23 protein-coding genes are annotated in these 26,697 nt (G+C 36.6%); 19 read left to right on the plus strand and 4 right to left on the minus strand.

Annotated features, from left to right (window positions below; translation table 11 throughout):
• The 12 genes from JNUCC74_RS04530 (at position 1) to JNUCC74_RS04585 (ending at position 16,741) form a co-directional block, all read left to right on the plus strand.
• Entirely contained in the window at positions 1–336 is a 336-nt protein-coding gene (locus JNUCC74_RS04530) for a hypothetical protein (RefSeq protein ID WP_454067082.1), read from the plus strand.
• A gap of 609 nt (positions 337–945) precedes the next feature.
• A complete protein-coding gene (locus JNUCC74_RS04535; protein WP_454067083.1) occupies positions 946–1,971 on the plus strand; it encodes an NAD-dependent formate dehydrogenase in 1,026 nt (341 codons plus the stop codon).
• 618 nt (positions 1,972–2,589) lie between these two features.
• On the plus strand, positions 2,590–3,342 hold the full coding sequence (locus tag JNUCC74_RS04540) for a helix-turn-helix domain-containing protein (protein ID WP_454067084.1): 753 nt from the start codon (positions 2,590–2,592) through the stop codon (positions 3,340–3,342).
• 299 nt (positions 3,343–3,641) lie between these two features.
• Positions 3,642–4,625, plus strand: coding sequence for a LacI family DNA-binding transcriptional regulator (locus JNUCC74_RS04545; protein ID WP_216483736.1), 984 nt, complete (start codon positions 3,642–3,644; stop codon positions 4,623–4,625).
• 265 nt (positions 4,626–4,890) lie between these two features.
• Positions 4,891–6,285, plus strand: a complete 1,395-nt coding sequence (locus JNUCC74_RS04550) for a sucrose-specific PTS transporter subunit IIBC (RefSeq protein WP_454067085.1) — start codon at positions 4,891–4,893, stop codon at positions 6,283–6,285.
• Positions 6,286–6,339: 54 nt separating this feature from the next.
• The gene (locus JNUCC74_RS04555; RefSeq protein ID WP_454067086.1) at positions 6,340–7,797 is read left to right on the plus strand and encodes a glycoside hydrolase family 32 protein; all 1,458 of its coding nucleotides are present in this window, start codon (positions 6,340–6,342) and stop codon (positions 7,795–7,797) included.
• A 65-nt stretch (positions 7,798–7,862) separates the two neighbouring features.
• Positions 7,863–8,714: an ROK family protein gene (locus JNUCC74_RS04560; protein ID WP_454067087.1), complete on the plus strand. Its 852-nt coding sequence runs from the start codon at positions 7,863–7,865 to the stop codon at positions 8,712–8,714.
• Between the two features lie 522 nt (positions 8,715–9,236).
• The gene (locus JNUCC74_RS04565) at positions 9,237–10,829 is read left to right on the plus strand and encodes a PucR family transcriptional regulator (protein ID WP_454067088.1); all 1,593 of its coding nucleotides are present in this window, start codon (positions 9,237–9,239) and stop codon (positions 10,827–10,829) included.
• A gap of 785 nt (positions 10,830–11,614) precedes the next feature.
• A complete protein-coding gene (locus JNUCC74_RS04570; protein WP_454067089.1) occupies positions 11,615–12,697 on the plus strand; it encodes a DUF917 domain-containing protein in 1,083 nt (360 codons plus the stop codon).
• Between the two features lies 1 nt (position 12,698).
• Entirely contained in the window at positions 12,699–14,258 is a 1,560-nt protein-coding gene (locus JNUCC74_RS04575) for a hydantoinase/oxoprolinase N-terminal domain-containing protein (protein ID WP_454067090.1), read from the plus strand.
• A 399-nt stretch (positions 14,259–14,657) separates the two neighbouring features.
• The gene (locus JNUCC74_RS04580; protein WP_454067091.1) at positions 14,658–15,899 is read left to right on the plus strand and encodes a cytosine permease; all 1,242 of its coding nucleotides are present in this window, start codon (positions 14,658–14,660) and stop codon (positions 15,897–15,899) included.
• Positions 15,900–15,922: 23 nt separating this feature from the next.
• Complete coding sequence (locus tag JNUCC74_RS04585; protein WP_454067092.1) at positions 15,923–16,741, plus strand: nitrilase-related carbon-nitrogen hydrolase; 819 nt, start codon at positions 15,923–15,925, stop codon at positions 16,739–16,741.
• Between the two features lie 18 nt (positions 16,742–16,759).
• On the opposite strand, the gene JNUCC74_RS04590 is transcribed toward JNUCC74_RS04585, so the two are convergent.
• Positions 16,760–16,993: a hypothetical protein gene (locus tag JNUCC74_RS04590; RefSeq protein WP_454067093.1), complete on the minus strand. Its 234-nt coding sequence runs from the start codon at positions 16,991–16,993 to the stop codon at positions 16,760–16,762.
• 698 nt (positions 16,994–17,691) lie between these two features.
• On the opposite strand from JNUCC74_RS04590, the gene JNUCC74_RS04595 reads away from it, so the two are divergent.
• From JNUCC74_RS04595 to JNUCC74_RS04625, 7 genes are read left to right on the plus strand one after another with little or no spacing between them, the layout of a single operon-like run.
• Positions 17,692–18,339, plus strand: a complete 648-nt coding sequence (locus JNUCC74_RS04595) for an aspartate/glutamate racemase family protein (RefSeq protein ID WP_454067094.1) — start codon at positions 17,692–17,694, stop codon at positions 18,337–18,339.
• A complete protein-coding gene (locus JNUCC74_RS04600; protein WP_454067095.1) occupies positions 18,336–19,904 on the plus strand; it encodes an OPT/YSL family transporter in 1,569 nt (522 codons plus the stop codon). The genes JNUCC74_RS04595 and JNUCC74_RS04600 overlap by 4 nt, the downstream gene beginning before the upstream one ends.
• Before the next feature lie 16 nt (positions 19,905–19,920).
• Complete coding sequence (locus JNUCC74_RS04605) at positions 19,921–20,976, plus strand: S-methyl thiohydantoin desulfurase domain-containing protein (RefSeq protein ID WP_454067096.1); 1,056 nt, start codon at positions 19,921–19,923, stop codon at positions 20,974–20,976.
• Between the two features lie 15 nt (positions 20,977–20,991).
• On the plus strand, positions 20,992–21,927 hold the full coding sequence (locus JNUCC74_RS04610) for a DUF1177 domain-containing protein (RefSeq protein WP_077319727.1): 936 nt from the start codon (positions 20,992–20,994) through the stop codon (positions 21,925–21,927).
• 2 nt (positions 21,928–21,929) lie between these two features.
• On the plus strand, positions 21,930–22,601 hold the full coding sequence (locus JNUCC74_RS04615) for an AroM family protein (protein ID WP_454067097.1): 672 nt from the start codon (positions 21,930–21,932) through the stop codon (positions 22,599–22,601).
• A gap of 58 nt (positions 22,602–22,659) precedes the next feature.
• Positions 22,660–23,520 (plus strand): DMT family transporter, encoded by an 861-nt coding sequence (locus JNUCC74_RS04620; RefSeq protein WP_454067098.1) that lies wholly within the window; start codon positions 22,660–22,662, stop codon positions 23,518–23,520.
• A gap of 2 nt (positions 23,521–23,522) precedes the next feature.
• Positions 23,523–24,434 carry an aminopeptidase gene (locus JNUCC74_RS04625; protein WP_077319730.1) on the plus strand — a complete coding sequence of 304 codons (912 nt, stop codon included), beginning with the start codon at positions 23,523–23,525 and terminating at the stop codon, positions 24,432–24,434.
• Positions 24,435–24,902: 468 nt separating this feature from the next.
• Here the strand turns inward: JNUCC74_RS04625 and JNUCC74_RS04630 are convergent, their stop codons facing one another.
• From JNUCC74_RS04630 to JNUCC74_RS04640, 3 genes are read right to left on the minus strand one after another with little or no spacing between them, the layout of a single operon-like run.
• Positions 24,903–25,616, minus strand: coding sequence for a carbohydrate kinase family protein (locus JNUCC74_RS04630; protein WP_454067099.1), 714 nt, complete (start codon positions 25,614–25,616; stop codon positions 24,903–24,905).
• Entirely contained in the window at positions 25,603–25,767 is a 165-nt protein-coding gene (locus tag JNUCC74_RS04635) for a hypothetical protein (RefSeq protein WP_454067100.1), read from the minus strand. The genes JNUCC74_RS04630 and JNUCC74_RS04635 overlap by 14 nt, the downstream gene beginning before the upstream one ends.
• Positions 25,748–26,665 carry a pseudouridine-5'-phosphate glycosidase gene (locus tag JNUCC74_RS04640; protein WP_454067101.1) on the minus strand — a complete coding sequence of 306 codons (918 nt, stop codon included), beginning with the start codon at positions 26,663–26,665 and terminating at the stop codon, positions 25,748–25,750. Before JNUCC74_RS04640 ends, JNUCC74_RS04635 begins: the two co-directional genes overlap by 20 nt.
• Positions 26,666–26,697: the final 32 nt, after the last annotated feature.

The following is a 26,697-nucleotide window of genomic DNA, read 5'->3' on the forward strand; positions in this document are numbered from 1 at the left end:
GTGGGAGAAGAAACGATAACAGTAACAGAAAGAATTGTTGCAAGTGAGGATCTTACATATAAGAAACAAATTCTTCGTGGTTATACAAATATAATTTATGAATGTGATACCGCTTTTTTAAAATTAATGGATGACATTATTGTTAACGAAGAGCAAAAGGGTGAAATTGTTGAAGCTATGAAAGAAGAAACCAAGAAATTAATTACGTATAATCGTAATTTACTAGAGCATGTGGATAAACGAATTAATAAAATGGTTGAAGGGTTAGATGAGCAAGTTGATGAGATGAAAAAGCAGAGCCTTACCATCACCTATGAAATAATTTCATCTCCTTAATTGCATCCCAATGTAAAAGCCGATTTACTTGCACAAAGGAAAATTCCTATTCAGCTTTAAGGATAGGTGCTTTTTGTGATGAATTTTTAGACAGAAGTTGCTACAGCAGTATGGACAGTTTTTAGGTGTATTGAGTGTATTTGCCTTTTCTATGTAAAGAAAGGAATCTGCACCTGTTAAGCAGTTTAGTAACTGGCAAGAAAAGTGGATTTTGTCCGAGTTTACATATAAATGCTACTATCCAGCAATTTATCTGCATAATCTATTTTCCATCTATTTAAATAATGAGATTTGCATCAGGCTTGGTTACTACGCTTATTACAGGGTATGTTTCTCTGAAAGTGTGTCAGAAGGTAATTTGAAAAGCTTGATGTGGCGGAAAACAAGCTGGATGTCTGGTTAAAAAATATGAACGGAAAACTTGTCTTTCAAACTCATAGAAGAAGTTAAAAATGGATGTCTGTTCTATGTTTTCCAATTAACATCCTGTGTTTCCAAGTAAAAACATGGAATATATTGTGAATATGTTTAATACTGTAAAAATAAGGGGAATGGTTTTATAGGTCATAAAGGATCTAAGCTATAAAAATAACAAAAGGGGGACTAAACATGAAGATCCTTGCACTTTTTCCAGAAACAACAAGTGCTACACAATTATTATCTAAGGAAAAGTCACTAGGACTGAGAGACTTTTTAAAAAATACAGATCATGAATTAACAATCATTACAAATGATAAGGAAGTAGATGATCATATTGAGGGGGCTGATGTAGTTATTTCCTCTCCTTTCTTACCAGCTTATATTACCAAAGAAAGGGCAGATAAAGCGAAAAATTTAAAATTAGCAATTACAGCTGGAATTGGGTCTGATCATGTAGATCTTGATGCAGCGATCGATAAAGGAATCACTGTAGCCGAAATACCTGGCAGTAATAATGTTAGTGTCGCTGAACAAAATGTAATGGAAACATTATTATTGCTAAGAAATTATGAGGAAGGACACAGACAAGCTGAGGAAGGGGAATGGGATTTACCTAAAGTAGGTGCAGAAGCACATGATATGATTGGCAAGACGGTCGGTATTTTCGGATTTGGTCGTATTGGTCAATTAACAGCTGCACGTTTGAAGCCGTTTGAAGTAAAATTACAATACCATGATCCATATCGAAAAAAAGAACTGGAAGATCAAATGGGAATTAAATATGTAGACTTTGATACATTGGTACAAACATCTGACATCATCATTATTCAGTCACCGTTAACCAAAGATACAAAAAATAAATTTGATAAGAATGTTATCAGTAAGATGAAAGACAATGCTGTCCTTGTCAATTGTGCAAGAGGTGGTATTGTGGAGCGAGATGCAATCACAGAAGCAGTTAAAAGTGGCAAGATTCGCTATGGTGGCGATGTTTGGTACCCACAACCAGCACCTAATGATCATCCTTGGCGCTCTCTCAAACAAACAGGGCTTACGGTTCATTATTCCGGTATGACTGTAGAGGCACAGAAAAGAATTCAAAAAGGTGTACAAGAAATCCTAACAAGCTTTATAAATAACAATCCGATTAAAGAGTCCTATTTGATTGTGGATAATCATAAAGTTACAAATCAAAGTTATCAAACACAAAAATAACCATTCAATGGACAAGGTATTAAGTTACATCATAACAAACAGTCCGTACACTGTAAGTAACCTAAGAAATAATAAAAGTGTACGGACTGTTTTTGTTTACGAATTAGTCAATCGGACAATGTTTTCTTTGTTAGTTTATTGTATAAAAGAGGTATAATTCCGTATAAAAATGAATGGTCCTAGATTTTTGCTACAAACAAGTCGAATTTTTACTTTCCATACAATATTCATTGATAACACTCCTTATTAAGTTATTTGAAAAAGAATTTACAAAAATTTTACCGGGTTAGAAAGTAGCGTTTTTGTAGTGGCTTTAATAATGGAAGTTAACTAGTGACTTTGTGCTATTGCTATATTAATTTATGTCACTATGAAAGCTTATCTAAGCATAACCATCATATTAGTACTTTAAAAATGGTGTAAAAATCATCATTTGTAATCAATCTTATGCTTTGGTAAAGAAGCAAAATTCAATTATCTAACTAGAAATATTTAACGCTTTCATTTCATTATTTGGCTATGTCGTGTTATTATATTAGCGTAAAAAGTATTTAGATTTTATATATATTCGGTCATATTATTGGATGATTCGGCTATATACTAACTGGGGTGAAATACATGGATTTATTAGATTTTCTATTTTTCTCCAAACGTGCAAAAAATCAATTTATTCCTAATCATATACATAATTGCTATGAGTTGGTTTATTATTATACAAGTGGGATAACAGAGATAGCTTCAGTTGAATATTCATTTCATGAGAATACATTTGCTCTCATTTCTCCAAACGTGGAGCATAATGAGATTCATTATTCAAACGCGGATGTATTATTTATTGGTTTTCATAGTGATAGTGAAGCAATTGTCAACTTAAATGGTGTATTTCAAGATAGCAGTGATTGGACAATAAAGCGTACTTTACAAAAAATGAAAGATGAGTTTATGCAGCGACAGGATCGTTTTTCTGAAATGCTTAATCTGTTAGTGGGAGAGCTTGTCATTCATTTGCAACGATTAATTGGATCTACTAAATCTCATAATCAAATAGAAGAGAGAATACTGTATGTACGTAATTATATGGATGAATATTTTCGACAAAAGCTATCCGTTAAAACTTTAGCAAGTATTGCTGGTTATAGTTATGATCGGTTTCGTCATTTATTTAAGGAAAAGTTTGGAATTGCTCCTCTACAGTATCTTTATTTAAAACGAATAAACTATGCAAAAGAATGTTTAATCAAGGATCCGTCCATGCTTGTTTCAGAAATTGCTTTAGAAGCAGGATTTGTTAACGATTCGCAATTTTGCAATGTCTTCAAAAGGGAAACTGGTTTAACACCTACCTTATTTAGAAAAAATTATTTGAAATGATGTATTTTAACTTGTAAGGCGAGAAGTCATTTAGTTCTATTGGCGTTGCGATAAATCGCATTTCTTTTCATTTATGTTTGTCCTCAGAGGGTTAATAAATTAACTTGGTTATTGGAAACAAAGGAGAAACCTGGTATATTTTATACGTTAGGATAGTATAAATTTAGTCGATAATTAGGGAAAACAGTGAAAGTTTTAATGTTCAACGTGTAAGTGCAACTAGGGAATTGTTTATACTAAATGCTTGATCCGATTTTTTATATATAGATATAATTTGAAAATAAGGAGGGGACATAACTTTGGTGACGATAAAAGATATTGCTGAAATGGCAAGTGTTTCGAGATCCACTGTTTCCAGAGTTTTGAATAATTCTGGTTATGTAAGTGATGACGCGAGAAAGCGTGTTGAGGAAGTCATTGAAAAAACAGGTTATGTGCCGAGTAGATATGCAAAATCTTTAAGGACAAAAAAGACGAAAGTAATTGGAGTGATTCTGCCTACTATTCAGACAGAAACGCCTAGCAGGGTGGTTACAGGTTTAGGAAAAGAATTATCTAAACATGGATACCAGATTCTACTTGCAAACACGAACCACAACAAAGAAAAGGAATTGGAGTACTTAGATTTGCTTATGCGCCAGGTGGATGGAATTGTATTGATTGCAACGAATACAGAACCAGAACTTATGCAAAAAATCAATGAGATCAGTCTGCCGATTGTCCTCATCGGTCAGGAAGCAGAAGGAGTTATGTGCGTTACGTATGATGACTATCATGTAGCTAGAGAATTAACCGCTTTCTTAATAGAAAAAGGACATAAACGGATCGGTTTTATTGGCGTTGACGAATCCGATCGGGCCGTTGGTTACTTGCGTAAAAAAGGATTTTTTGATGAAATGATGGCACATCATCTAGCAATTGAAGAAGCTTGGATTCAGAAAGCGGTTTTTGATATTGATTCAGGTTACACGGCGATGGAAAATATGATAAAATGTTGTTCCAAACGACCAACCGCTATTGTTGCTGTTACGGATAGATTGGCAATAGGCGCTATCAGCTATTTAAAGCAGCAAGGATTTAACGTACCAAAAGATATGGCGTTTATTGGAATTGGCGCTTCCGAATTATCCCAGTATGTTGATCCCCCGTTAACGACAGTTGACTACAAAAATGAAAAAGCAGGTGAAGAAGCAGCGAGACAGATTTTAGCTCGGATTCGTTCAGAAAAATATCAAGAAAAAATTGTACTAGACTATAGACTTATTATTCGTGATAGTGTATGATATATGTGAAATCGATTTCACATATATTTTTTATTGCTTGTGGTATCGATTCCATAAAGAATAAAGCACTGATAGTTTGGGATAGTATCTAAATGAAAAGATATTTAATTCATGATGTGCGATGCTATTTTCTCCCATAAGATATATGTACCAGGAAGAAAGTAGCTGAAAAAGGTCCTTCGTTTAATGGATATACCATAACTTCCGCTATCATATTTTTATTTGTCTAATGTGGAATCGATACCATGATAAAAGGAGTGTAATAATGTCAGAAAACAGGAACATAGCTCAAGAACTGATTGAAGCGATTGGCGGATTAGAGAATATCGCTTCTGTAGCTCACTGTGCGACAAGGTTACGTTTGATCATTATTGATGAGAAAAAGATTGATAAAGAACGTGTAGAAAAGATTAATAAAGTAAAGGGAGCGTTCTTCCACTCAGGACAATTTCAAGTTATTTTTGGTACTGGTACAGTAAATCAAATCTATGAAGAAGTAGAGAAATTCGATGTAAACAGCATATCTAAACAAGAACAAGTAAAAGAAGCGGCGAAAAAGGGGAATAAATTCCAACGTGCTATCCGTACATTTGGGGATGTTTTTGTTCCGATTATTCCAGTGCTTGTAGCTACTGGTTTGTTTATGGGGCTTCGTGGATTAATCATGCAGGAGGAGTTGTTGGCATTTTTCGGTTTGTCGCCAGCTGATATTTCGGAAAACTTCATTCTATTTACGCAAATTCTGACGGATACAGCATTTATCTTTTTACCTGCATTGGTTGCATGGTCTACGTTTCGTGTGTTTGGTGGCACACCGGTCATTGGAATAGTTCTCGGCCTAATGCTAGTTAGCCCATCTTTACCAAATGCATGGGGAGTTGCAACAGGTGCAGAACCATTGATGTTCTTTGGGTTTATTCCGGTTGTTGGCTATCAGGGATCTGTACTGCCGGCATTTATCGCTGGAATAATTGGTGCTAAATTGGAACGAGTAATTCGTAAACGAGTACCTGAGGCACTTGACTTAATTCTTACGCCTTTCTTAACTTTGTTAATTATGATTGCTGCATCATTATTTGTGATTGGACCTGTTTTTCATTTAATTGAAGGTTATATTTTGGATGGTACACTTTATATTTTGAGTTTACCATTTGGTTTAGCTGGATTATTCATTGGTTTCTTTAATCAAATCATTGTAATAACTGGTGTTCACCATATTTTTAATCTATTAGAAATAAAGCTGCTTGAAAGTATTGGCGGTAATCCTTTTAACGCTATTATTACCTCCTCTGTTGCGGCTCAGGGTGGAGCGGCACTTGCAGTTGGGCTAAAAACAAAATCAAAAAAGCTAAAGGCACTAGCTTTTCCTTCATCATTGTCAGCATTTTTAGGTATTACGGAACCGGCAATCTTTGGGATTAATTTACGTTATGTAAAACCATTTGTAATGGGATTAATTGGTGGTGGCGCTGGTGGATTCGTTGCTGCGTTAATAGGTTTAAAAGGGACGGGAATGGCTGTTACGGTGATTCCTGGTACGCTGCTATATTTAAACGGACAAGTTCTTTTATATCTATTCGTTAATTTAATTGCGATTGGTGTTGCCTTTGTGCTTACATGGCTCTTTGGCTTTTCAGATAAACAATTGAAACAGGATTAAAAAATAGAGACAATTGAAGGATCGGCTCATCATTTATGTTTAGGAGTTTTATATATGAATAGTAGGATAGAAAAAGATATAGCATATAAACAAATAGAGGATAATAAACAAAAAGTAGCAAGTGATCCTTATCGACTGCATTATCATATTATGCCACCGGTAGGATTGTTAAATGACCCGAATGGGTTTGTGTTTTTTAAAGGACAGTATCATATTTTTTATCAGTGGAATCCTTTTGCAACGAATCATGGTCCGAAGTTTTGGGGACATTCTGTTTCTGAGGATCTCGTTCATTGGAGAGAAGCACCCATCGCACTTGCACCTGATAAGTGGTATGACAAAAATGGATGTTATTCCGGAAGCGCTATTGTTTTTCAGGATAAAATATACGTTTTTTATACAGGAAATGTAATCGATGATGATGGGAATCGTAATTCTTATCAATGTATGGCCGTATCAATTGATGGGGTTCACTTTGAAAAAAAGGGTCCTGTCATTCATGTTCCTGATGGTTACACGGCTCATTTCCGTGATCCGAAGGTGTTTTTTAACAACGGAAAATGGTTCATGGTGCTTGGGGCGCAAACAGAAAAAGAAACAGGCGAGGCTGTCCTATACACTTCTTCTGATTTGAAAACATGGATTTTTAAAGGAACTTTATTAGGTGCCGAGTCTAATGGGGGAGAAGATTTTGGTTATATGTGGGAGTGTCCGGATATTTTTCGCTTAGGTGATAAGGATATTTTACTAGTTTGTCCTCAAGGAATTCCTGCTAGAGGATTTCAATACCAAAATATTTTTCAATCTGGTTATTTTGCCGGTCAAATTGACTATGATAATGTATCTTTTCTCCATGATTCCTTTGTTGAATTGGATAGAGGATTTGATTTCTATGCACCACAAACGACAGTTGATAAAAAAGGAAGAAGATTATTGTTTGGCTGGTTAGGAAACGCAGAAGTAGGTGAATCAAAACATCCTACTGTCAAATACAACTGGATACACGCTTTAACGATCCCCCGCTATTTAGAATGGAAAGATGGGAAGTTATGGCAATGTCCGGTCAAAGAAATTGAAAAATTATATGAAGATGAAACTTACTATGATAATGTAGTGATAGACAATAAAAAGCCTATTACGTTACCTTATGTTTATGGGAATGTGTTTGCAATGAAGATAGGGATAAAGAATTGGCAAGCGAGCAAGTTGATCGTACAAATTGGAGAATCTAATCTCATCTATGATCAAACATCCCAAGTGTTTACTTTTCAGAGAAAAACTTTTACTGCTCCACATGCATTAGAGAGCAGGCATTGTGTTTTGAAAAATTTAAAGGAGATGCTCATTTTTAAAGATACATCCTCCATGGAAATTTTTCTTAATGATGGGGAAGAAGTATTTTCTTCACGGATTTTTGATGATTTGGAAGCGAAGGATGTTATTTTTAAAGTTGAAGGTAGTGTTACGATTAATATAAAGAAATGGAATGTGAAAAAGATAACAAAATATTGAAAACAAAAAAATAAAGGAAGCAGTTAAGAAGATGGTTTCTTCTGCTTCCTAGGAGGTTTGTATATATGTTAATTGGGGCAATTGAAGCAGGCGGTACGAAGTTTGTATGTGCAGTTGGTGATAAAAACGGGAAGATAATCGATAAGATCAGCCTTCCGACAGTTGACCCAGATGATACATTAAAAGCAGTGAAAAACTATTTTGCCAACTATGCAATTGAAGCTCTTGGTGTAGGTATGTTTGGGCCGATTGATTTAGATAAAAAAAGTTCCACATATGGTTCAGTTTTACATACACCAAAAATAAATTGGCGTAACTATCCGTTGCTTGATAAGCTTCAACATGATTTTTCAGTACCCGTATACTTAGATACCGATGTAAACACGGCTTGTCTTGGGGAGTACAACTACGGTGCCGGTAAGCATGCGGATAGTTGTTTGTATATTACAGTAGGGACTGGAATCGGTGCAGGATTTGTCTTACGCGGGGATGTATTTCAAGGAAAGAATCATCCGGAAATGGGTCATATTTTACTTCGAAAACATCAGGATGATCCATTTACGGGTAGTTGTCCAAGTCATGGTTCGTGCTTAGAAGGCCTTGCTTCCGGTACGGCGATGGAGAAGCGTTACGGTAAGAAGGCAAATTTGCTGGTAGATAAAGAGCAAGTTTGGGAAATCGAAGCTTACTATTTAGCACAAGCAATCGTGAATTACTATCTTATTTTGTCCCCGGAGAAAATTATCATTGGTGGGGGAGTAATGAAGCAGGTAAAACTTTATTCGATGATTCGTAAGTATTTTTTGGAGTTGCTGAATGGTTATTTAGAAGTGAAACAGGTAGATGATCTAATCGTTGCTCCAACATTGAACGATGAGCAAGGTGTAAAAGGGGCTATTGCATTAACGCTAAAATAATATGGAAAGTATTTGATAGATTTGGATGTTTTTTAACATGCATCCAGTTCGTTAAACTTAATATGGGTGAAATGTTACCATATAAATAATAGAATTTGTTGTCGGGGGAAAAAGTTGTAACATACGAAATACTAACGTACTGGATGTAATGGTATAGGAAGAAAATGGATGTAGAGCCGGGTTTATTTACGAGCATTTTTGTCAAGATGAACCATGTTCTTTTTTTATTTTGATTATACTGAATTTTTCGGTTGGTACTCATGTACAACAAAAATATACAATTTTCTCTAAAATAGATTTGCTTGAAGATAGAGGGGGAAGACTCTTCAAGGTGACTAGACTTTAACATCTCCTATTCAATATGATCCACCACTCTGAAAAAGCATGCTTTTTCACTGCTAAAAATTTCAAATTTTGTATAATAGGTTTCATTTACTGGCAAATTACACTATTATAATAAGTATACAAACTATGGACGACTAATATTTCAACTAAGAATTTGTTTAGAATGGGAGAATTCTTATGAAAATACAGGATGCATTGTTGATTGGCGGGTTAGCAAGAGGAAAAGTTATCGCTGGAGAAAAAGGTATATCTCGTGATATCACAGCTATTGAGGTGATGGAAGTACCTGAGGTAATGAGTTGGGTAACGCCTGGGGTTTTAGTTGTTACAACCTTTTATTCGATTAAAGATTTGCCAAACAGGCAAGTTGAGATTGTCCAAGCTTTAATTCACCAAAAAGCTGCTGGAATCGTCATCAAACTAGGACGCTTTATTACTTCTATCCCAATTGAAATCATTCATTTAGCAGATAAGCATAATTTTCCAATTGTAACCATTCCAAAGGATGTCACTTATATTAGTGTTTTAACACCCCTATATGAAAAACTTTATTTGGAAAAACAGCAAAAAACAGTAGAATTGCAGCATCCATTGTATGAAATTGAACAATCCAGTTTTTCCTCTTTACCAGAAGCATTGAATCGAATAGCTGAAATTGTTAATTCCCCTGTATATATTGAAGATTTAGACGGTCGTTTGTTATATGCGGCTGCTTTATTTCATGCTGATGGCTGGCGGAGATCCACTTCGCTGTTTTCGAAGCCCTACTATTCTGATTATATCAAAGAAGTTACTAGATGGGAGAATGACATCTTAACGAATAAATATGCAGTATTCTATAAAACGGGGTTGCGTAGAAAGATTCTTCTACCGCTCATATGGAAAAATAGTTTGTTTGCTATTTTGCATATTTCCTATACAGACAAAGAATTGTTTCAAGGTGTTTCCCCAAATCATTTAAACAATGTGGCGAATAAATTAAGTCAGCTCTTTATCAGTGACCAACTATATTTACAAAAAAATCGACAGGATGATTTAGAGGCAATCGAACAATTTTTATTGCATCTGGATGATATCAATGCAACGAAGACGGCAATAATTGTTAATTTTTATGGGAATTGGTTGAAACTAACGAATTATCCAAAGCACCAAGTTATTGATTACTCTAGCTTAATTAGAAAAGAACTCTATGGGCTCGTCAATCAGCTAACAACTTGCGAAAACTTTATTTTTGAGAAGTATAATAAGTTTTATTTGTTCTTGTATTGTAAAGAAAAAACATATGGTCAAATTGTAGCTCAATGGAATGAAATTATTGAACGATTTAATGGAGAAGACAGCTGGAATTTTACTCGCGTTGCAATTAGCCCATCGATTAAAACTCCAACCAGCTTTGAGGAGCACGTGCATACAGTAACTAAAACAATGGAGATCGGTTTAAAAATAAAGCCGGAACATACGGTTTATACACATGATAAACTAGGCATTTATGAAATTCTTCTGCAATTGACTTCTGATCTGTTTGCTCGCAGATATACACAAAATGTTTTATTTCCATTGCTTCAAGAAGACAACGATTTGATGGAAACACTACAAATGTATTTGAATGAAAATGGTAATGTGTCAAAGGCTTCAGAAAAATTATTTATTCATCGCCGTACACTAAATTATCGAATACAAAAAATCGAGCAGTTATTAAATATGGATTTAAATGATGCCGACAATCGCTTTATTTTAAAATTTTGTCTAATGATTAAAGATCTGATATGATCAATTTTCATTCTAGAGACCGATATGTATGCTTTCTACGGCGGGTATCTTGTATCCGTTTAACTGAAGCGTTTCAGACCTAGCAAACTTCATTCTTCTTCCTATAATTAAGTTAACATCGGCTCGGAATCTAGGAAGGCCGATGAAAAGCGGGTTGTCGCTTGGCATCGGCATACCCTTGTTTTAGAGGTAAGTTTCCCCCTATCCAAATGTGAAGACGTATTTTTCTCCATTCAAAAAGTGGCTATGATTTTGCGTCTGATGAGATAACGACTCTTAAATGTCTGATTGGTTCATTACATTCTTTGGAAAAAGCCTTCCACAGAATGAAGTTCCGGCTTAATTACTTCAGAAGATTTCCAGTTTGTACGTCTAGCCTGAGCGCTTCTAGCTTTTGTTCGGCTTCTAATCAGTAGGAAAGTAGGGTAAATCCCCGCTGTATCGTTTTACTGTTGTGAAGAAAATGCTGTTATATAGTGAAAAACAAATGTTCTGAAAACTTTATAGTTCTTGCCTAGTTATGTAGAACAACACGGAAACTTTTTCTCATAAATAGTCCATGGAAAAAGTGGGAAAACGTAACCTGATTTTTTTTCCCCCTTATTCCATTCCTGGGAATTGTTAAAAAATTTATAATTATAAAAAGGGATGGACAGATATTATGATTTTTTAAAAAGAAAAGTCTGTGAATATTTTATTATTCATCATAGATAAAAGTTGCTCAGAAATTTTAATGTCAATATTCGAAATAATCAAAACAAATAGTTATTTAAGGAGACTTTGTAATGCGTTATTTGGATGAAAATGCAATTAAGAATATTGCGGTTGGAGCTGCGGTACTTGGTACGGGAGGCGGGGGTGATCCTTACATTGGAGAATTAATGGCATTACAAGCTATTAAAGAGCATGGTCCTGTAAAAATGCTTGAGGTTGATGAAGTACCAGACGATGCTCTTGTTGTACCGATTGGCATGATGGGAGCTCCAACTGTATTATTTGAAAAAGCGCCTGGAGAAAATGAAGCAAAAAATGCGTTTCAACTTATGGAAGAGCATTTAGGAAGAAAGATTTTTGCAACGATGCCGATTGAAATTGGTGGAGTAAATTCATTGCTTCCGGTAGCAATTGCTGCTCGCCTTGGTCTACCAATTATTAATGTTGATGGTATGGGAAGAGCTTTTCCAGAGCTACAAATGGTTACATTCTATCTAGACGGTATTTCAAATAGTCCTTTGGTCATCGCTGACGAACGAGGGAATACTTCCATTCTTCAGACAATAGATAATCATTGGTCAGAACGAATTGCTCGTAACATAACGGTTCAAATGGGTGGTTCTTCTACAGTTGCTCAATACTCCATGTCTGGAAAGCAAGTGAAGAATAGTGGTGTAGCTAAAAGTTTAACGTTTGCTGAAGGGATAGGAAAAATTATTAGAAAATCAAAACAAAATCCGATTCAGGAAGTATTATCTTTTACAAGTGGCTATTCATTATTTGAAGGAAAGGTAATAGACATAGATCGGAAAACATCGACAGGTTTTGCTAGAGGAATTGCAACAATAGAAGGAATAGATGAAGATAAGGGAAAAACACTATCCCTACACTTTCAAAATGAATTTTTATTAGCTACAGAAAATGGCAAGCCTGTGTGCATTACTCCTGATTTAATTTGTCTGCTTGATAATGAAACTGGACAGCCAATTACGACAGAAGGCCTAAGGTATGGAGTGAGATGTACAGTAATCGGCATTGCATGTAACGAAAAATGGAGAACAGAAAAGGGAATCGAAACGGTTGGTCCAAGATATTTCGGCTATGATTTAGAATATATACCAATCGAAATAATAACCAGCGAGGAGGTGATATAAAATGAGCTCCTATCGGATTGGAATTGATGTAGGTGGGACAAACACAGATGCGGTTATTTTAAATGAAGCTATGGAGGTAATTTCAGCGACAAAAATAATTACACAAGACAATGTTAGTGAGGCGATTTTATTAGCTTTAAAAGAAGTTGTGCAACAAGCTGATATTCCAACACAACGAATTACGCATGCTATGCTTGGTACTACACATTGTACCAATGCCATCGTTGAGCGCAAACATTTAAATAAAGTTGGGATTATCCGTATTGGCGCTCCTGCTAGTATGGCTGTTAAACCGCTTATCGGATTTCCAGAAGATTTACAGTCACGCTTAGGTAACGAAGTATATCTTGTTCGCGGCGGACATGAATATGACGGGAGAGAAATTGTTCCATTAGATAAACAAGCAATTTATGATGCTGCTAGTAAGATGAAAGGAAAGGTAGATTCTGTAGCGATTACTTCGATTTTTTCGCCTGTAACTCAGGATCATGAAGAAATTGCTCAGGCAATTGTAAAAGAAGTATTAGGTGATGATATTCCTATTTCTTTGTCGTTTGAAATCGGTAGTGTTGGTCTTATTGAACGCGAAAATGCAACAATTTTAAATGCATCTGTAGTTAATGTTGCAAAAGCGATGGCTAATGGATTTATCGCTGCTCTATATGAGGAAGGAATTGACTGTCAAGTTTATTTTGGACAAAATGATGGCACACTGATGTCAGTGGAATATGCTATGAAATACCCTATCTACACGATTGCTTGTGGGCCAACAAATAGTCTACGTGGTGCATCTTATTTGTCAGATGTCGAAAATGGGATTGTTGTCGATGTCGGAGGTACTACGACAGATGTAGGTGTATTGGTAGACACTTTTCCGCGTGAATCAGCGTTAGCTGTTGAAATTGGTAAAGTTCGTACTAATTTCCGTATGCCTGATCTTGTTTCAATTGGTTTAGGAGGCGGCACCATCATACGTATTAAGGAAGATAACACATATACAATTGGTCCAGATAGTGTTGGATATCGTCTGAAGGAGAAAGCAATGGTGTTTGGTGGTGACACGTTAACAGCTACGGATATTGCTGTTTTCTTAGGAAAAGCAAATATTGGAGATTACAATAATGTGGCACATTTAGATGTCCTATTGCTGGAAAAAATTTATCAACAAATGATAGCGATGGTAGAGAATGCTATTGATCAAATGAAAACAAGTGGAGAACCTGAACCTGTCATTCTCGTTGGTGGTGGAAGTGTTTTATTTCCTGGGCAATTAAAGGGAGCTTCCCACGTTTATAAACCTGAAAATTTTGGTGTTGCTAATGCTATTGGGTCAGCGATAAGTCAGGTTAGTGGACAAGTAGAACGCATTTATTCATTAGATCAATTCGGACGTCTTGAAGCAATTGAAGAAGCGAAACACTTAGCGATTGAGGAAGCAATTGCTGCTGGTGCAAATCCTGATACTTGCAAAATTGTTGAAATTGAAGATGTTCCACTAGCTTATTTACCTGGTAATGCAACACGTATAAGTGTAAAGGCAGCAGGTGAGCTATTGAAATGATCGAGATGATTCAACATGTACATTTTGTTGTTGGCTGGCTTATCTTATCCCGCATGCCTTTGCGGTACTAACTTCAGTAAGGGAAAGCCCTGCTGAGTGAAGTTTCATTATACGAGGTAGTATTTATGAACTACGTTTCGTTGAATTCTTTTGGACATGCACTAATAAATTTTATTTTTAGATGATTTCTAAAGAAAGATTTTGATTGTTTAAGTAGTATTTCCGTTTCTACTTTGAAAATTGCCGTCTAGCTTAAGGGTTAAAGCTGGAGCAAATTTCGCTCCTCTTTCTACCCGTCGTTTGGTTGCTGTTTTGAACAGCATGCTTGTATAAATAAATTTTTCATACGCTTTTGATAAATGTTAAGATAAAAACGTAAACATAAAGGTGGAATATTATATGGAAGAAAGAGAAGATTTAATATTACAGCCTGTTCCACTAAGCGAACGAATTGGTTGGAAAGCACCATTATTTAACGTACTTGGGACAAACATTGCTATTTCTGCTTTAATGGTAGGAAGTACATTAATAACCGGTTTAACATTAAAGGATTTGATTTGGGTCTCCATTGTAGGGAATCTTATTCTTATGGCAATTCTCATTATTCAAGGAAATATTGGCAGCCGTGAAGGGGTAAATACGTACGTTATAGCTAAAGGGGCGTTTGGAGAAATTGGTGGAACTTGGATTATTTCATTAATCCTTGGAATTACCAGTTTTGGATGGTTTGGTATTCAAGCTGGAGTTGCTGGACTATCAATAAAGCAAATATTTCCTAATATCAACTTAACGTTAACCGTAATCATTATAGGAATTTTAATGGTGGTAGTTGCAGCATATGGGTTTAACACGATGGCATTGTTTAATTATATTGCGATTCCACCACTAATTGTGTTAATTGTTTGGGCACTTATTAAAGCGATTGATCAAGGTGGGGGGATGAGTCCAGTACTTGATTATACTCCGGAAAACCCAATGACAATGATTAAAGGCATTGATATTGTTGTAGGCTTAATTATTGTAGGTGCAGTTATTTCTCCTGATTATCTCCGCTATACACGCGGAATTAAAGATGTCGTTATTGTGGGATTTATCGCTGTAGCATTAGTGACATTTTTTCAACAAGTTGCAGCCGGAATAATGTCTGTCAATGCATTGACTACAGATATTACGGAAGTATTAAAATCATTAGGATTTAACTGGGTAGCTTTTGTCGTATTAATCCTTGCTGCTTGGTCTACGAATTTAGCTAATGCTTATTCAGGTGGACTAGCCTTAAAAAATATTTTCCCAAATGTAAAACGAATTTATTTAACGTTAATTGCAGGAAGTGTGGGTATCATTTTAGCGGCATTTAATATTATTAATGCCTTTCAAGGGTTTTTAAGCTTTCTGAGTATGACTGTGTCAGCAATCGCCGGTGTGATTTGGGTAGAGTATTATATTATTCAGAAAAAGAAGCTTGTTATCCGAAAAGGAATCCATTGGCTGGCAATCTTTGCCTGGATTGGCGGGGTAGTTGCTGCCTACCTATCTTCAAAATGGGGATTTGGAATTGCACCAATTAATTCAATTATTGTAGCTGGCTTATTGTATCACGCTTTAGAAAAAGCATTTGACAATAAAGTGTTATCTAACTGAAAAACAGAATGGAGTTGAGTTCGTTGACCAAAAAAGTGTCCATTGGCATTATTCAAATGGAGGCAAAGCTTGGTGATGTAGAGTTTAATTTACAAAAAGCTGCAAAATTGATTAAACAGGCAGCATCGCAAGGAAGTGATATCGTCTGTCTTCCAGAACTCTTTTCTACCGGCTATCATTTGGCTTATCTCAAGGAAAAAACAAATGAACTAGGTTTAAAATATTTTCAACAAAGTGTAAAAATATTGAGACAAGCAGCAAAAGAAAATAACGTATATGTCATTGCTCCGATTGTGGAACAAAGAGAGCTGGCAGGAGTGGCTTATAATTCTGCTTTTGTTTTTGACAGAGAAGGAAAAATAGTTGGAAGTTTTGCAAAAGCCCATTTATGGGCATTAGAGCGATTTTACTTTAAAGAAGGATCAGAGTTTCCTGTATTTGATACAGACTTTGGAAAAATCGGCATTGCTATTTGTTATGACGCGGGCTTTCCAGAGGTATCTAGAAGTCTTTGTTTACAAGGAGCAAATATTATCTTTGTGCCTTCTGCATGGAGAATAGAAGATGAGGATATGTGGGATTTAAATCTGCCGCAGCGTGCTTTGGAAAATGTATTATTTACAGTTGGTGTAAATAGCGTTGGTGACCAACATGGACTGCATTTATTTGGTAAAAGTAAGGTATGTAATCCACGTGGGCAGATTATAAAAGAGTTGCCTAAAGATAAAGAAGCAGTCGAGGTAATAGAGATTGATCTTGAAGATATTCGCAAATACCGCACCGAAATTTCTTATTTACGTGATCGTAAACCGTTTATGTATCATTTGTTAACAGAAAAATAGATGATGAATTTCGTTTTTTTACACTATAGGAACGTATAAAACTTTATTGTTTATCGTATTTGAAAAACGATAGCTTTCGCCATAAACACTTGCGCCAAACCAAGTTTTTCTAAACAATACTAAAAGTGCGGCATTCTTATCATTTTGGATAAGAATGCCGCTATTTTGGCTTGAAAAATAAAATTCTACGACTGGTGAATCCACTTTTTTGAAGCGTTCTTCGTCCAGCTTAAGCGCTCGTGTTGCTAGCAAACTCCATTTTTCTTCCTACGGGTAAGTCAACTTTGGCTCGAATCTAAAGGAAGTGGGCTTGCCGCTCGGGCGTCGGAATCCCCTGTTTCAAAGTTTTTGCTTTAGAAGGTCACCAATGGTATGCCGCTAACCGAACCTTCTAGCTTTTGTTTAGAAACAACGATGTTTTATAAGCTTAGAATATTGATTTTTAAGGAGGTTGAGTTGTTTCGATTTAAGCTAGAGTTGTTTCATTTTTAAGGTAGTTCAACGAATAAAAAAGCGACCATAGGGGGGGAGATAAAGGCATTTTTTTTAGTTTTGGGAAGCCTTCTACTTTTTTACTATTTATCCCGCATATAAGGTGCTGTAAGACTCCCACTTCAAGAATTGGAGAATCCATACTGCACCAAGTCGAAGTGGTAGATAACAGCACCTAAAAGCCCGATTGGTTCATCTAACAATCAGTGTGGGATGAAAGAACTCCCCACTGATTGAAGTTTCACTTTATCCCGTATCTAATGGTCCTAAACCCCCTTTCTACGTTATAGAGAATACGAAAAGACGAACGACGGTATTTCCAACTTATCCATTTATTTTTCTGTTGAACACATACTATAAAAAAGAAAAAATGGGAAAACTTTGGGTTTGATTTTTTCCCACTTATTCCATTCCTACGAATTGTTTAAAAATTTATAATCATACAAAGGGGTGAATGTATGCTAGGAATTATAAGAGTACTAACTACAAAAGACAATCAAGTCTTAGAGGAGCATGGGAGTCGTTTAACCGAATTATACGGGATTGAGTCTAAGTCGAGCTGTATTGCTTCCCAGTCTAATGGCATTTATGACGATGAATCGGAAAAGGCCGCTATACCTAAAATTGTCGCTTTAGCACAAGAAATGGCTGAGGATGAGGAAATCGAGGCAATTACAATAAGTTGTGCCGCAGATCCCGGGCTAAAAGAGGCAAGACAAGCTGTAGATATTCCAGTATTCGGCGCAGGTATATGTGGAGCACATGCAGCGAGTATGGTGGGAAGTAAAGTGGCGGTAGTTGGAATAACAGAGCAACCTCCACCGACAATGAAAAAACAGTTAGGTGAAACATTTTATAATTATGCATTTTCGCCACGTTTGCGAAAAACGACAGACCTATTTCAACAGTATGCCAAGCCTGAATTGCTTCGGGTTATCAATAAGGCTTTAGAAGCTGGTGCGGATGTCATTTTATTTGCTTGTACTGGTTTTTCTACGATTCGCCTTAAAGCGTATTTACAAAAGCATCTAGAAGTTCCTGTGATTGACTTAGTAGAAGCCCAAGGAATTGCATATCAATTATTTAGAAAGGAACAACCGGAATGAAGAATAAAACATTTGATCTTACATTTATTATCTTTTCCATTATTGTAGCTCTATTTGGTGCAATTATTGGTATGCAATTGATCACATCTCTTGGGATAACTCCCAACACCTCCATTATAGGTGCTCTAATTGCTATGTTGATCGCCAGAATTCCAATGCAATTATTTTATAAGTATCGCTCATTAGAAAATCAGAACTTAGTGCAAACAACGATTTCTGCTGCCACGTTTGGGGCGGCTAACAGCCTTCTTATTCCAGTTGGGATTCCTTATGTAATGGGCATGCCTGAGTTAATCGTACCGATGTTAGTTGGAGCAGGTGTAGCATTATTAATTGATACATTCATCCTTTATAAAGTGTTCGATACAAAACTTTTCAGTGCTGATGAAGTATGGCCACCAGGAGTAGCTACTGCAGAGGCACTAAAAGCTGGAGATGAAGGTGGAGCGAAAGCTAAATTTTTAGGACTAGGAATTTTAGGTGGTATGATCGGCTCACATTTCGGTATTTCTATGTCTGCCTTTGGTGTAGCGTTTATCGGAAATATCTGGGCTTTAACCATGTTTGGTTTAGGATTATTGCTTCGAGGATATTCCGTCCAATTATTTGGAGTGGATTTAAGTGCTTATTATATACCACATGGAATGATGATTGGTGCTGGAATGATAGCCTTATTACAATTCATTTTAGTGTTATTAAGATCTAAAAAACAAAATATAAAAAAAATCCTCCAAGATGAAAACCATGAGAATACAAGAAACGAAAAAGATATTCAAATGGGATTTGGACTCGGGTATATCCTTTATGTTATCGGGGCTGTTGTAGTAGCAATTATGGCAGGAATTATCGGTGATATGCCGATTTGGCAAGTAATCCTATTTGTCTTATTCGCAGGTTTTGCCGCCTTAGCAAGTGAGATTATTGTAGGAATTGCTGCGATGCACTCCGGATGGTTTCCAGCCTTTGCAGTAACGTTAATTTCTTTAATTATTGGCATGTTGCTAGGGTTTCCACCTGTCGCTCTTGCTCTATTAACAGGTTATACAGCAGCAACAGGGCCAGCATTTGCTGATCTAGGTTATGACTTTAAAACGGGGGTAATTATTCGTAAAGGCGCTTCTATTGAACAAGAGTTATTTGGAAGAAGACAACAATTAAAGAGTGCATTAATAGGATTTGGAGTAGCAATGGTTATGGTCAGTCTGTTTGCAAATAACTTTTTTGCCAAGGATTTAGTGCCGCCTGTAGATAGAACATATGCCATTACAATAGAGTCCGGTCTAACTGGAAATGTAGGGATGCTTTTATTACTTTGGGCCATTCCTGGTGCAATCATTCAGTTAATCGGCGGGCCAAAACGACAAATGGGGATTCTCTTAGCAACTGGTCTTTTGATCATTAATCCAATTGCGGGGTGGGCTGTAATGGCAGGAATATTAATTCGTACGATTGTGCTGAAGGTTAAAGGTCCAGAGGCTGAAAATACGATGTATACAACAGCTGCCGGATTTATCGCTGGGGACGCTATTTATAGCTTCTTTTCATCCATATGGAAAGTAAAATAAGGGAGGTTGTATCTAATTGACAAGAAAATTACTAACACGAAATGATGCAAAAAATGCTGTGTATGGTGGTTGTATTTTAGGTGGTGGAGGAGGAGGCTGGATTCATGATGGTCTGGAGAAAGCGGAGTTAGCCTTCTTGGAAAACAGTGGGCCGGAATTGATTACTGTTGATGAATTGAAAGATGACGACTATGTAGCGTGTGTTTCATTAGTTGGCGCCCCTTCTGCCAAAGAGATGTATATTAATTCTAAGCAGTTAATTGAAACCGTAGAACGAATGCAAATGGAATGTAACAAACCGATTAAAGCGTTAATGACGAATGAGAATGGAGCAAGTACCACAATTAATGGCTGGCTGCAAGCGGCAGCAACGGGCTTGCCAATTTTAGATGCACCTAGTAACGGTAGAGCTCATCCAACGGGTTCGATGGGATCGATGAATCTGTCAGAAGTATCAGAGTATGTTTCGATCCAGACCTTTGCAGGCGGGAAAGGAGCAAAAGAGGTAAAGGGAACAGTTATTGCCAGTCTTGATGCGGCAGCAAGTGCTGTCCGCTCTGTATCCGTTCAAGCAGGTGGTATGGTTGCGGTATGCAGAAATCCAGTTCAGATAAAATATGTTAAGGAACATGCTGCCATCGGTGGAATTAGTCAAGCGATGGAACTTGGAGAACTGTTTTTATCAGCGCCTAAAGGATTAAAACGAATTAAGCAAGTAACGAGCCATCTAAAAGGAAGAATAATTCATTCAGGTATCGTAACATACTTTTCCTTAAATAAAACAGGTGGTTTTGACATTGGGACGGTACATGTAGATCATGACCTTGAGTTAACGTTTTGGAATGAATACATGACAGTAGAAATATTAGGCTATCGAAGAAGTACTTTTCCAGATCTGATTATGACATTTGATACAAATACAGGTATGCCGTTGGTAAGTGCAGAAATTCAAGACGGGATGGAGATTACTGTTATTACCATACCAAAGAAAAATTTGAAGCTTAGTACTACTATGTTTAATGAAAAATTGCTAAAAGTTATTGAACCCTATATTCAAAAGAAGATTGTTTAAGGAGCTGTTTAGAAAATGTCTTTAAAATACACACTAGAAGCTTTGGAATTATTAGATAGTTCATATGTAAGCGGTAAGCTGGTAATAGATTTATTTGCCGATAAAGAGCATGTAGAAGCAGAGTATACGACAGTAACTGGTGAATGTGGTTCTACTGATTTTGTTAAAATTATTATAAAAGGTACGGAAGGAAAGAGTAGTGGAGGTTCTGCTCCGACATTAGGTATTGTTGGCAGACTAGGAGGATTAGGTGCAAGACCAAGCCGAATTGGCCTCGTATCTGATGGTGACGGTGCAGTCGCTGCTGTAGCAACAGCATTAAAATTAGCAGCTATGGTGGAACAAGGTGATCGGCTGCCGGGTGACGTATACGTAACTACTCATATTTGCCCAAATGCACCAACTCAGCCACATGAACCAGTTGAATTTATGGGGTCTCCAGTTGATATTTTAACGATGAATCAATATGAAGTAGTTCCTGAAATGGATGCTATTATTTCGATTGATACAACGAAAGGCAACAAGGTGTTTAATCACCGAGGAATTGCTTTATCCCCAACAGTAAAATCTGGATATATTTTAAAGTTTAGCAATGATTTAATTCGTATTATGGAAATGACAACAGGTGATTTGCCAGTAACATTTGCTGTAACAACACAAGATATTACTCCATACGGGAATGATATCTATCATATCAATAGTATTTTACAACCATCCGTAGCAACAAGTGCACCTGTCGTTGGTTTAGCAATTACGACAAAAACTGCGGTCCCTGGATGTGGAACAGGTGCTAGTCATGAAGTCGACATTGCGCAAGCAGTTCGCTTTAGCATTGAAGTTGCTAAAGAGTATACACAGAGAAAATTTGAGTTTTATGATGTGGAGGAATTTGCCCGTTTAGAAGCTAAATATGGCTCCATGGAGCATTTACAAACATTAGGCAGGGAATAAAAATGAGTAAAGGGTTAATTGGTGTGTTAACCATTGGTCAGTCCCCAAGAACGGACGTAATGCCATCTTTCGAAAAGATACTCGGTGAGGAAATCAAGCTAATCGAGCGTGGAGCATTAGATAGGCTGAAAATGGAAGATATGCAGTTAATATCGCCAGATTTAATGGAGCAAACTTATATATCAAGATTAAGGAATGGGGAAGCTGTAAAGATAGGAAAACAAAGGCTCCTTCCGCTTTTACAAAGAGAACTCACCGAATTAGAAATGAGCGTAGAAGTAGTTATGATGCTTTGTACAGGTGATTTCCCGACTTTAAATGCTACCAAGCCGATTATTTATCCAGATCAGATTCTAACTCATACAGTACAAGCTATTTCACCAACTGGGGTATTAGGGTTAATTATTCCATTAGAAGAACAGAAGGAGACTTTAATTGAAAAATGGGCAACTTGTAACTTAACGCTAATAACTGAAGTTGCCTCTCCCTATGAAAAAAGTGATGTGAAAGGAGCTGCTGAACGCTTGCAACAGCATAGGGCAGATCTTATTGTGCTCGATTGTATGGGGTATAATGAACATCATAAAAAAATGGCGATAGTTGGAAGCGGTTTGCCGGTTATCCTGCCGCGCACTTTAACTGCCCGTATCGCTCTAGAATACGTAGAAAAATAGATTCGGGAATGCCGAGTCTATTTTCTACGTCCGGAGAACAAGGAAATGGTGATAAAAAATGCCTGTCATTGCTTTATTTGTTTTAAGCTTACTTTGGGGTTCTACTTTCTATTTTACAAAAATGGTATTGCCAGACTTTCATCCTGTTTCTATCGTATTTTATCGTTGTCTGTTGGGAGGTCTGACGTTACTCCCTTTCTTTTTATGGAAGAGAAAAAAACAGGATTTTAAAAATGTCCTCCTGTTAATAGGGATTACTTTATTAAGTACGGGTATCCCTTGGGTATTTATGAGTTTTAGTCAAAAAGGGCTTGATACTACAATAAGTGCGGTTCTTAATGCGACTGGTCCAATTTGGGGCGTGATTTTCAGCTTCTTTATTTTAAAAATACCGCTTCGTAAAAAAGAAATATTTAGTGTGCTTATCGGCTTTAGCGGGATACTTGTAGCCTTCTTTTTAGGTACCTCTGACAAGATTAACTTTACCTTTAGCAGTGCGGTTCTTTTATTGTTAGCAGTTAGTTTATATGCGTTATCGGCAATTTTCACATCCAAGTATTTAAGGAATGTAACAGTGTATACCATTTCGTTTGTTTCGTTGCTTACAGGAAGCGTCTATTCAGGCTTATTTATGATATTCATCGAGCCATCCAGTTACCAAGCTTTCATGGACATTAAAAATGTTGGCGCATTGTTGATGTTAGGGGTATTTAATTCAGGAATTGGCAATCTGCTGTATTTTTATCTTGTGCAGAAAGCTGGCCCTATTTTTGCTTTATTAATCACTTATTTAATGCCGATTACCACCATTTTATTAGGTGTTTTATTATTAAATGAAAATCTAGTAGCGGGAACAGTATTCGCATTAATTTTTGTTTTAATTAGTGTATACTTTTCTAGAGAGAGAAGGAGGAAATAAACATGGAAGCATTTCAGCAAACCGTAAACCGACTAATGAAGAATAATATCCAGATTGAAAAAACTGAAAAAATACTCGTTCTAACAGATCGAACGACAGAAAAATTAGCCAAAAAATTTAATGAAGCATTAAAAAAAGATGGGTGGACATCTACTTTCTATATGATGGAGGATCGTTCAAAATCAGGAGAAGAGCCACCAAAAGAAGCTGCTGAGCTTATGCTGCGATACAGGCTTGTATTTTGCCTTACAAAGCATTCTTTAACGCATACGGTGGCAAGAAAAGAAGCGAATGCTAAAGGAGTTAGTGTTATTACAATGCCTGGTATTACAGAGGATATGTTCTTGCAAGGTGCGATGAGTGCCGATTACAGCCGGGTAGAAGAAGAAACCATAGCGATGGCGGAAAAATTGACAGCTGCCAAATCTGTAACGATTTTGACGGGAGAGGCAAATAAGTTAGTAATTCCGATTAAAGGAAGGCGAGGGATAGCTAGTACTGGGGTATTTAGAGAAACAAGTGCATCTGGAAACCTTCCATCTGGTGAAGCCTATATTGCTCCAATGGAAGGAATGGCAGAGGGTTCAATTGAAATCAATGGTTCAATAGCTGGAATAGGCTTATTAAATGAAGCAATCACACTCACGATTGAACAAGGAAAACTTATACATGCCACAGGAGAAAAAGGAAAAAAATTACTCGCATTACTCGGTGAGGAACAAGGAAGAATGCTTGCAGAACTCGGGATTGGTACGAATTATAAAGCGAGATTGACTGGAAATATTTTAGAAGACGAAAAGGCATATCATACCGTACATGTTGCGTTTGGTTCTAATCATACATTTGGTGGTACGATTCATGCAGATGTGCATATCGACTGTGTCACAAAAGATCCAAAATTAGAGTGGGAGTAGTTAATCTTAAGTATTCAAATGGATACATCTAAGGACAGGTTCATATTTTCTCTTCCCATATGTCACTGGCAGCAAGACCTGCCCTTCTGATGCTACGAGGTGAAACCTGGTTAAGGTGGAGGACTCAACTACCAATATGCCCGATTCGTTCAAGGGCCTTTAGGTCATACCCTTGTGGTACTAACCTTCCGTGTAAAAAGCGTTCCACGGAATGAGTTTCACTTTATCCCGCATGTAAGGTGCCGTAAGTCTCCCCCTTTCAAGATGGTAGAGAAAACGGAGAAGTCGAAGTGTGAGAAAACGGCACCTAAATGCCCGATTCGTTCAAGGGCCTTTAGGTCATACCCTTGTGGTACTAACCTTCCGTGTAAAAAGCGCTCCACGGAATAAAGTTTCACTTATCTCGTCAGAAGGTCTCCAGTTTATATATTGCTACCAGATCATCTCCATCACATTAATAAAGCGCTTTCAAAAAGAGTGAGCACCAATAGATGTAACAACGGTCGATGAAAGTTCTATAGCATGTTTTATGGATTGATTTATATCTTGCTTTTTTTGGTAAGCTGCTAAAAATCCAGCTACAAAAGAATCTCCCGCACCTGTAGTGTCGATAGCTTCGACTTTTAGAGCAGGTATATGTTTAATTGATTTTCCATCCCAGTATATACATCCTTGATCACCCAATGTTAAAATCGGGTATTTAACAATCGATTTTAGCTTTTTAATGATTGCAAATGGTTCAGATTGAGAGGTTAATAGAACACCTTCCTCATAATTTGGAAAGAAAAAAGTAATTCCTCTTATGAAAGATAGAAATTCTTTCTTGTGCTCTTTTAGAAAAAAAATAGAGCTAGGATCTAAAGCTATCATTTTTTCCATCATTTGTGCCTGATGTTTTGCTTTAAATGCAGCGGTTCTTGTATTTTCGTCAAAAAATCTGTATCCAGATAAATAAATGAGTTCAGCTTCTAAATCATTGGGGATATCTTTATGATTTAAAGTTAAATTGGCTCCTCTATCTGAAACCATTGACCTATCACCATTATTTTCGTTAATCATAACAATTATAGATCCGGTTTTATCTTGATCTACTTTAGAGATCTTGGGCTGAACTCCACTTTTTATACTTTTTTGGATTAAAAATTCCCCAAACGGGTCGTTTCCAACTTTACCAATCAACATGCATTCTTCCTTCTCTGCTGATATAAGCTGCAACATTATTGGCTTGTCCACCAGGTTTAAAATGAATCATCCCTTTTGTGTCAGTTGCATAATTCGTATTTTCTTTCTTCACTATAATATCCACTACTAAATCACCAATTACAGTTATCATTTTTTGCATACTCCTTTGCTATAACAGCTGCAATTTTAGCATTATTTAACATTAAGGAAATGTTGGCAGCGACACTTTTTCCATTTGTCAATTTACGAATTCTATCTAAAAGGAAGGGAGTTAGCTTTTTTCCTGTTACGTTTTTTTCTTTTGCTTCATTCCATACATCTTGGATAATTTTGTTTATTAAGGTTGGATTAAGTTCATCTTTTTTTGGAATGGGAACAACCAGGGAAGTAGCGTAGTTCAAGTTCATGTTATCTTGTGTTTTCAGAAGTTTAATAAGAGATGCTTGATCTATTTTTTCTACTGTTAACCCGCTATCTTGTGTGTAGAAGTTAGGATACTTATCCGTTTCATAACCATAGATCGGTACACCTAGTGTCTCAAGATATTCAATGGTTTTTGACACATCTAAAATAGACTTTACGCCAGCACTAACTACACATACTTTACACTTTGCCAACGTTGGCAAATCGGCCGAAATATCAAACGTTTCATTTACACCATAATGAACTCCCCCCAATCCTCCGGTAGCAAAAAAACGAATCCCTGAAAGTTCAGCTACATACATAGTTGCTGCAACTGTAGTCGCGCCTACCTTTTTACTTGATAGTATCCTAGGAATATCATGAATACTTATTTTAAAAGCAGTTGTTGATTGACCGAGTAATTCTATTTCGGTATCGTTTAGACCTACACAGATATTACCTTTAATTAAAGCGACGGTTGCAGGCACAACTCCTTGTTGACGTATTATTGATTCTACTTTTTGTGCAAGTTCAACATTTTGCGGGTAGGGAAAACCGTGAGAAATAATCGTTGATTCCAGTGCAACTATTGGCTTTTCAGATTTTATTGCGGATTTCACTTCACTACTGTATTTCATATAGTTCATTTTAAGTTCCTCCAATTAGTAATAATTTTGAT

The organism is Cerasibacillus sp. JNUCC 74 (assembly GCF_053667775.1).

Coding starts and splice junctions, on each gene's coding strand:
- JNUCC74_RS04535 (WP_454067083.1), top strand. CDS start 946: ATGAAGATCCTTGCACTTTTTCCAGAAACAACAAGTGCTACACAATTA.
- JNUCC74_RS04540 (WP_454067084.1), top strand. CDS start 2,590: ATGGATTTATTAGATTTTCTATTTTTCTCCAAACGTGCAAAAAATCAA.
- JNUCC74_RS04550 (WP_454067085.1), top strand. CDS start 4,891: ATGTCAGAAAACAGGAACATAGCTCAAGAACTGATTGAAGCGATTGGC.
- JNUCC74_RS04555 (WP_454067086.1), top strand. CDS start 6,340: ATGAATAGTAGGATAGAAAAAGATATAGCATATAAACAAATAGAGGAT.
- JNUCC74_RS04560 (WP_454067087.1), top strand. CDS start 7,863: ATGTTAATTGGGGCAATTGAAGCAGGCGGTACGAAGTTTGTATGTGCA.
- JNUCC74_RS04565 (WP_454067088.1), top strand. CDS start 9,237: ATGAAAATACAGGATGCATTGTTGATTGGCGGGTTAGCAAGAGGAAAA.
- JNUCC74_RS04570 (WP_454067089.1), top strand. CDS start 11,615: ATGCGTTATTTGGATGAAAATGCAATTAAGAATATTGCGGTTGGAGCT.
- JNUCC74_RS04575 (WP_454067090.1), top strand. CDS start 12,699: ATGAGCTCCTATCGGATTGGAATTGATGTAGGTGGGACAAACACAGAT.
- JNUCC74_RS04580 (WP_454067091.1), top strand. CDS start 14,658: ATGGAAGAAAGAGAAGATTTAATATTACAGCCTGTTCCACTAAGCGAA.
- JNUCC74_RS04595 (WP_454067094.1), top strand. CDS start 17,692: ATGCTAGGAATTATAAGAGTACTAACTACAAAAGACAATCAAGTCTTA.
- JNUCC74_RS04600 (WP_454067095.1), top strand. CDS start 18,336: ATGAAGAATAAAACATTTGATCTTACATTTATTATCTTTTCCATTATT.
- JNUCC74_RS04610 (WP_077319727.1), top strand. CDS start 20,992: ATGTCTTTAAAATACACACTAGAAGCTTTGGAATTATTAGATAGTTCA.
- JNUCC74_RS04615 (WP_454067097.1), top strand. CDS start 21,930: ATGAGTAAAGGGTTAATTGGTGTGTTAACCATTGGTCAGTCCCCAAGA.
- JNUCC74_RS04620 (WP_454067098.1), top strand. CDS start 22,660: ATGCCTGTCATTGCTTTATTTGTTTTAAGCTTACTTTGGGGTTCTACT.
- JNUCC74_RS04625 (WP_077319730.1), top strand. CDS start 23,523: ATGGAAGCATTTCAGCAAACCGTAAACCGACTAATGAAGAATAATATC.
- JNUCC74_RS04630 (WP_454067099.1), bottom strand. CDS start 25,616: ATGTTGATTGGTAAAGTTGGAAACGACCCGTTTGGGGAATTTTTAATC.
- JNUCC74_RS04635 (WP_454067100.1), bottom strand. CDS start 25,767: ATGATAACTGTAATTGGTGATTTAGTAGTGGATATTATAGTGAAGAAA.
- JNUCC74_RS04640 (WP_454067101.1), bottom strand. CDS start 26,665: ATGAACTATATGAAATACAGTAGTGAAGTGAAATCCGCAATAAAATCT.